This is a genomic window from Mesorhizobium sp., from assembly GCF_041661565.1.
GTDB lineage: Bacteria > Pseudomonadota > Alphaproteobacteria > Rhizobiales > Rhizobiaceae > Mesorhizobium.
In genome coordinates this window covers 1-7,086 of record NZ_JBAZUD010000198.1, presented here as the reverse complement: position 1 = coordinate 7,086, position 7,086 = coordinate 1, and the positions used below count along the sequence as shown (strand labels likewise).

Sequence of the window (7,086 nt, the reverse complement as noted above, 5' to 3'; positions counted from 1 at the left end):
GCTGGCCCTTGGCTTGCCATGGAAGGTCATGAAGATCAGCCGCCAGGAATAGAATGAGGTGAAGCAGGCGGCGACGACCAACAGCACGAAGGCAAGGCCGGCAACCGAATTATGCCCGGCAAAGGCGCTTTCGATGATGGCGTCCTTGGAGAAGAAGCCGGCGGTGCCGATGACCGTCACCGGGATGCCGACGCCGGTCAGCGCCAGCGTGCCGATCACCATCATCCAGTAAGTGGTCGGGATCAGCTTGCGCAGGCCGCCCATCTTTCGCATGTCCTGCTCGTCGGAGACGGCATGGATGACCGAGCCCGAGCCGAGGAACAGCAGCGCCTTGAAGAAGGCATGGGTGAACAGGTGGAAGATGGCCGCGCCATAGGCGCCGACGCCGAGCGCCACGAACATGTAGCCCAGTTGCGAGCAGGTCGAATAGGCGATGACGCGTTTGATGTCGTTCTGCACCAGACCAACGGTCGCCGCGAAGAACGCGGTGAAGGCGCCGATGAATGTCACCACCGTCAGCGCCGAATGCGACAGCTCGAACAGCGGTGAAAGCCGCGCCAGCATGAAAACGCCGGCCGTCACCATGGTGGCGGCGTGGATCAGCGCGGACACCGGCGTCGGGCCTTCCATGGCATCCGGCAGCCAGGTGTGCAGCGGAACCTGCGCCGACTTGCCCATGGCTCCCATGAAGAGCAGCAGGCAGACGACGGTCATCGCTCCCTGCCTGTCCAGCGCATGGCCGAGGAAGGTCAGCACGGCAGCGCCATGCGGCGCACCTTCAGCCGGGATGAAGGTCGCGGCGTTGGCGAAGATGGTGCCGAGATTGACAGACCCGAACAGCACGAACACGCCGAAAATACCAAGCGCAAAGCCGAAATCGCCGACGCGGTTGACGACGAAGGCCTTTATTGCCGCGGCGTTGGCCGACGGCTTCTTGTACCAGAAGCCGATCAGCAGGTAGGACGCGAGGCCAACACCTTCCCAGCCGAAGAACATCTGCACCAGATTGTCCGACGTCACCAGCATCAGCATGGCGAAGGTGAACAGCGACAGATAGGCAAAGAAGCGCGGCCGGTTCGGGTCGTGGTGCATGTAGCCGATCGAGTAGATGTGGACCAGCGCCGACACCGTGTTGACCACCACCAGCATCACAACCGTCAGCGTATCGATGCGCAGCGCCCACGACGCTTCGACCCCGCCCGACTGGATCCAGCGCATGACCGGCACAGTGAACACTTGCGCCTCGCCGAAGCCTACGCTGAAGAAGGCAACCCATGACAATACGGCCGCGATCACCAGGAAACCGGAGGTGATGTATTCGGACGCCTTGGCGCCCAGCGACGTGCCGAACAGGCCGACGATCAGGAAGCCGAGCAGGGGAAGGAAGACGATGGCCTGATACATGGTGGTTCCGTCAACCCTTCATCATGTTCACGTCTTCGACCGCGATCGAGCCGCGGTTGCGGAAGAAGACGACGAGAATGGCAAGTCCGATGGCAGCCTCTGCCGCTGCGACCGTCAGCACGAACAGCGCGAACACCTGGCCGACCAGATCGCCCAGCGCCGCCGAGAAGGCGACGAAGTTGATGTTGACCGCCAGCAGGATCAGCTCGACCGACATCAGGATGACGATGACGTTCTTGCGGTTCAGGAAGATGCCGAACACGCCGAGCGTGAAAAGGATCGCCGAAACGGTCAGATAATGCGCGATGCCGACAACCATCTCAGAGTCCCTCGCCCGACTTGACCTTGCGGATTTCCATGCCTGTCGCCGGCGTACGGGCGACCTGGGCCGCGATCGACTGCCGCTTGACCCCTTCCTTGTGGCGCAGCGTCAAGACGATGGCGCCGATCATGGCCACCAGCAGGATGAGGCCCGAAACCTGGAAGTAGTAGAGATAGTCCGTATAGAGAATGTCGCCGAGCGCCGCCGTGTTCGAACGCGTGACAAGATCCGGGATGGGTTTGGCGACCGTCGAGGCCAGTTGCGGCGCGAAGGTGTAGCCACCGAGCACGACGATCAGCTCCGCCGCCAGGATCAGCCCGACCAGCGCCCCGATCGGCGCGTATTGCAGGGCGCCGCTCTTCAGTTCGGCGAAGTCGACGTCGAGCATCATCACGACGAACAGGAACAGCACCATGACCGCGCCGACATAGACCACAAGCAGGATCATCGCCAGGAACTCGGCGCCCGTCAGCATGAAAAGGCCGGCGGCATTGAAGAAGGTCAGGATCAGGAACAGCACCGAATGCACGGGGTTGCGCGACGAAATGACCATGAACGCCGACGCCACCGCGATAAAGGCGAAGAGGTAGAAAAAGGCCGCCTCTAGTCCACTCAGCATGGGGTTCCCCCGGGTTCCTGTCCGAACAGGGCGCCAGCGCCGCGTTCGATTTTTTGCGACCGCCTCCGGTCGGCAAGTTGCGTGTTCCTTAGACGAGGCCCCTCGCCCCGTCCATGCGTCAAATATCAGCGGTAGGGCGAGTCCAGCGAGATGTTGCGCGCCAGTTCGCGCTCCCAGCGGTCGCCATTCGCCAACAGCCTGTCCTTGTCGTAGTAGAGTTCCTCGCGCGTCTCCGTCGCGAACTCGAAATTCGGCCCCTCGACGATGGCGTCGACCGGGCAGGCTTCCTGGCAGAAGCCGCAATAGATGCACTTCACCATATCGATGTCGTAGCGCACCGTGCGGCGCGTGCCGTCATTGCGGCGCGGTCCGGCCTCGATGGTGATGGCCTGCGCCGGGCAGATCGCCTCGCACAGTTTGCAGGCGATACAGCGTTCCTCGCCGTTGGGATAACGGCGCAGCGCGTGCTCGCCCCGGAAGCGCGGGCTGGTCGGCCCCTTCTCGTGCGGATAGTTGATCGTCTCCTTCGGCGCGAAGAACTGGCGCATCGAGAGGAAGAAGGCGCTGACGAAATCCTGCAGCAGCAGCGATTTCGCGGCTTGGGACAGAGCGGACATCACGCAAACCCCGTGATCTTGAGGAAGGCCGCGGTGGCGACGACCATGAACAGCGAGATCGGCAGGAACACTTTCCAGCCGAGCCGCATCAGCTGGTCGTAGCGGTAGCGCGGCACGAAGGCCTTCACCATGGAGATGCCGAAGAACACGAAGCAGACCTTGAGCACGAACCAGATGACGCCCGGCACCCAGGTGAACGGCGCGAAGTTGAACGGTGGCAGCCAGCCGCCGAGGAACAGGATGGTCGCCAGCGCGCACATCAGCACGATGGCGACATATTCGCCGAGGAAGAACAGCAGGAACGGCGTCGACGAATATTCGACCATGTGGCCGGCGACCAGTTCCGATTCGGCTTCCACCAGGTCGAAGGGCGGCCGGTTGGTCTCAGCCAGCGCCGAGATGAAGAAGATGACGAACATCGGGAACAGGGCCAGCCAGTTCCAGTCGAGGAAGGTGTTGGGCAGGCCAAGCCGCGTGCCCAGCCCGTCATGCTGCGACAGCACGATGTCGGTCAAATTGAGCGAGCCTGCGGTGAGCAACACTGTGACGATGACGAAGCCGATCGAGACTTCGTAGGACACCATCTGGGCGGCGGAACGCAGCGCGCCGAGGAATGGATATTTCGAGTTCGATGCCCAGCCGCCCATGATCACGCCATAGACCTCCAGCGAGGAGATGGCGAAGACATAGAGGATGCCGACATTGACGTTGGCGACGGCCCAGCCCTGGCTGACGGGAATGACCGCCCAGGCCGAGATCGCCAGCACGGCCGACACCAGCGGTGCCAACAGGAACACGCCCTTGTTGGCGCCCGACGGAATCACCGGCTCCTTGAAGACGAATTTCAACAGGTCGGCGAAGGCCTGCAGCGTGCCCCACGGGCCGACGACGTTGGGGCCGCGGCGCAGCTGCACCGCCGCCCAGATCTTGCGGTCGGCGTAGAGGATATAGGCGACGAAGATCAGTAGCACCACGATCAGCACGACCGATTTCAGCAGGATGATCAGCGCCGGCAGCACGTAGAAGGAAAAGAAAGTGTCCATGCTTATTCCGCCGCCTGCTTGAAGCCGGTCTTGGCCAGTGCCGAGCATTCCGCCATCACGGCCGAAGCCCGCGCAATCGGATTGGTCAGGTAGAAATCCGTGACCGGAGAGGTGAAGGCGCCCTTGTTCAGCGGTCCGCCGAGCAGCGCCAGCTTGGCGACATCCTCCGCGTTGCCGGGTGCTACCTGGTCGATGCGGGCCAGATGCGGGTACTCGCCGTACAGTTTCCCGCGCAGTTGCGCCAGCGAGTCGAACGGCAGCTTCTTGCCCAGCACATCGGACAGCGCCCGCAGGATCGCCCAATCCTCGCGCGCCTCGCCCGGGGCGAAGCCGGCACGGTTGGTCTGCTGCACGCGGCCTTCCGTGTTGACGAAGGTGCCGGACTTTTCGGTATAGGCCGCCGCCGGCAGGATGACATTGGCGCGGTGCGCGCCCTGGTCGCCATGCGTGCCGACATAGACGACGAACGCGCCGCCGGTCCTGGCCATCTCGATCTCGTCGGCGCCGAGCAGGAACAGCAGTTCCATTTCGCCCAGCATGCCCGCGACATCCTTGCCGCCCTCGCCCGGCACGAAGCCGAGATCGAGGCCGCCGACGCGGCCAGCCGCATTGTGCAGCACCGCAAAGCCGTTCCAGTCCGCCCGTGCCGCGTTGACCGCGCCGGCGAGCCGTGCCGCCTGCCCGAGCACCGCCGCGCCATCGGCACGCGCCAGCGCGCCCTGGCCGACGATAATGAGCGGATGCGTAGCCTTCTTCAGCTTCTGGAAGAACTTGCCATTGCCGTCGGCCAGATCCTTCAGCGAATCCGGTCCGGCGCCCAGCTGCTCGTAGTCGTAGCGCATGTCGCCGACATCGCCGATCACGCCGACCGGCAGGTTGCCCAGCCGCCAGCGCTTGCGGATCCGGGCATTAAGCAGCGAGGCTTCGTAGCGCGGATTGGCGCCAACGATGAGCACCGCGTCGGCCTGCTCGATGCCTTCGATGGTCGGGTTGAAGATATAGCTGGCGCGACCGAACGCCGGATCGAGCGCGGCGCCATCCTGGCGGCAATCCGTATTCTTCGAGCCGAGCGAGGCCATCAGCAGCTTCAGCGCGTAGATTTCCTCCACAGCGGCGAGATCGCCTGATATGGCGCCGATCTTCTCGGGCGCCGTCTTCGACACCGCGTCCTTGATCGCGGCGAACGCCTCGGCCCAGGTGGCCGGAACCAGCTTGCCGTCCCGGCGCACATAGGGGCGGTCGAGGCGCTGCGTGCGCAGGCCGTCCCAGATGAAGCGGGTCTTGTCGGAAATCCATTCCTCGTTCACGGCCTCGTTGACACGCGGCAGGATGCGCATCACTTCGCGGCCCCGGCTGTCGACGCGGATCGCCGAGCCGACGGCGTCCATGACGTCGATGGATTCGGTCTTGCTCAACTCCCACGGCCGCGCCTGGAAGGCAAAGGGCTTCGAGGTCAGCGCGCCGACCGGGCACAGGTCGATCACATTGCCCTGCAGTTCCGAAGTCATGGCCTGTTCGAGATAGGTGGTGATCTCCGCATCCTCGCCGCGGCCGATCAGGCCGAGCTCGGAAATGCCGGCGACCTCCGTGGTGAAGCGCACGCAGCGCGTGCAGTGGATGCAGCGGTTCATCACCGTCTTGACCAGCGGGCCGATATACTTGTCCTCGACCGCGCGCTTGTTCTCGTGATAGCGCGAGGAATCGACGCCGAAGGCCATCGCCTGGTCCTGCAGGTCGCACTCGCCACCCTGGTCGCAGATCGGGCAATCCAGCGGATGGTTGATGAGCAGGAATTCCATCACGCCTTCCCTGGCCTTCTTGACCATTGGCGTGTTGGTGAAGATTTCCGGCGCTTCGCCATTCGGCCCCGGGCGAAGGTCCCGCACATTCATGGCGCAGGAGGCCTGCGGCTTGGGCGGTCCGCCCTTCACCTCGATCAGACACATGCGGCAATTGCCGGCGATCGACAGCCGCTCATGGAAGCAGAAGCGCGGCACTTCAGCGCCAGCGTCCTCGGCTGCCTGCAGCAGCGTGTAGTGGTCGGGTACAGTGATCTCTTTCCCGTCGACCTTGAGCTTTGCCATTCGCCTCGAACCCCTGCGGATTTCCCGCAATCTCAATTTCCGGGCGCGGCAGAAACCGCACCCGGCATTTCATCATTTCCTGGCGGCCAACGCCGCCGCCCGGGCAGTCCAATCGTCGCGCCCGACACGGCCGGTGAGCGAAAGATAATCCTCGACCCAGGCAATCTCGTCCGGCGTCCATGCGGCGATCTGCGCATATGTCCAGATGCCGAGGCCGTTGAGCACCTTCTCCAGCTTCGGACCGATGCCCGGTATCGCCTTGAGGTCCGACGGCTTCTCCGGCCGGTCCATGATTCGGGGCTGCCGCAAATCCTCCTGGCCCGCCCCGGCCGGGTTGGCCGTCGCCCGTTCCGTGTCGGCGGCCGGAGTCGAGTCCACGGCAGCCATGTCCGTCACGTCCCGCGCGAAGGATTGCGCTTCCGCGATCAGGGTCCTGGTCGCCGCGCGGGCCTTGGAGGCATTCCTGGCCGTTTCCGAAACACGCTCGGCGCGCGCCTCGAAGCCGTCGACGATCGGCAGCAGCATACGCTGCGAGGCTTCCGCCGCCCCGCTGAGAGCACCCATCCACACGCCGAACGCATGGTTGGCGAGACCGATGCCGAGCGCCGACATCGCCGCCGCACCGGCGACAGGATGCGCGAAAAGGTTGACGGCGCTCGCCATCTCCTTCGGCATCATCCTGATCAGGTCCTGGTTCATTGTCTCGATCTGTTCCAAACTCGGCATCAGTAGGTGGGGTGTCGAATACGGCGACATTGGATCTCCTTAGTCGTTTCTTCGGATGCCCCGGCCCGTCTTCCTCATTGCGGCGTCTGCCCGCGTTTCGAATAAGTCTCTATTCCGCAGCCACCAGCACCGGCTCGGCCCGGTGCGCGTTGCGCGAAAACTCGTCGATGCGGCGCTCCACCTCGCCGCGGAAATGCCGCATCAAGCCCTGGATGGGCCATGCCGCCGCATCGCCCAGCGCGCAGATCGTGTGGCCTTCGATCTGCTTGGT

8 protein-coding genes are annotated in these 7,086 nt (G+C 63.9%); all 8 read right to left on the bottom strand.

Translation table 11 applies throughout. The annotated features are described in order from the left end of the window. Positions 1 to 1,404: NADH-quinone oxidoreductase subunit L (gene nuoL, locus WC739_RS23650; protein WP_372955415.1), on the bottom strand; the 1,404-nt coding region annotated here is incomplete at its 3' end. A 10-nt stretch (positions 1,405 to 1,414) separates the two neighbouring features. Beyond that, positions 1,415 to 1,723 carry an NADH-quinone oxidoreductase subunit NuoK gene (gene nuoK, locus WC739_RS23645; RefSeq protein ID WP_019858930.1) on the bottom strand — a complete coding sequence of 103 codons (309 nt, stop codon included), beginning with the start codon at positions 1,721 to 1,723 and terminating at the stop codon, positions 1,415 to 1,417. Position 1,724: 1 nt separating this feature from the next. Next, positions 1,725 to 2,345, bottom strand: a complete 621-nt coding sequence (locus WC739_RS23640; RefSeq protein ID WP_372955414.1) for an NADH-quinone oxidoreductase subunit J — start codon at positions 2,343 to 2,345, stop codon at positions 1,725 to 1,727. A 125-nt stretch (positions 2,346 to 2,470) separates the two neighbouring features. Then, a complete protein-coding gene (gene nuoI / locus WC739_RS23635) occupies positions 2,471 to 2,962 on the bottom strand; it encodes an NADH-quinone oxidoreductase subunit NuoI (protein ID WP_013531098.1) in 492 nt (163 codons plus the stop codon). Further along, a complete protein-coding gene (gene nuoH / locus WC739_RS23630; RefSeq protein WP_372955413.1) occupies positions 2,962 to 4,005 on the bottom strand; it encodes an NADH-quinone oxidoreductase subunit NuoH in 1,044 nt (347 codons plus the stop codon). Before nuoH ends, nuoI begins: the two co-directional genes overlap by 1 nt. A gap of 2 nt (positions 4,006 to 4,007) precedes the next feature. Continuing rightward, positions 4,008 to 6,089 (bottom strand): NADH-quinone oxidoreductase subunit NuoG, encoded by a 2,082-nt coding sequence (gene nuoG, locus WC739_RS23625; RefSeq protein WP_372955412.1) that lies wholly within the window; start codon positions 6,087 to 6,089, stop codon positions 4,008 to 4,010. Positions 6,090 to 6,161: 72 nt separating this feature from the next. Then, the gene (locus tag WC739_RS23620) at positions 6,162 to 6,845 is read right to left on the bottom strand and encodes an NADH-ubiquinone dehydrogenase (protein WP_372955411.1); all 684 of its coding nucleotides are present in this window, start codon (positions 6,843 to 6,845) and stop codon (positions 6,162 to 6,164) included. Between the two features lie 79 nt (positions 6,846 to 6,924). Beyond that, positions 6,925 to 7,086 (bottom strand): NADH-ubiquinone oxidoreductase-F iron-sulfur binding region domain-containing protein (locus WC739_RS23615; protein ID WP_372955416.1); only part of this gene is annotated, 162 nt, incomplete at its 5' end.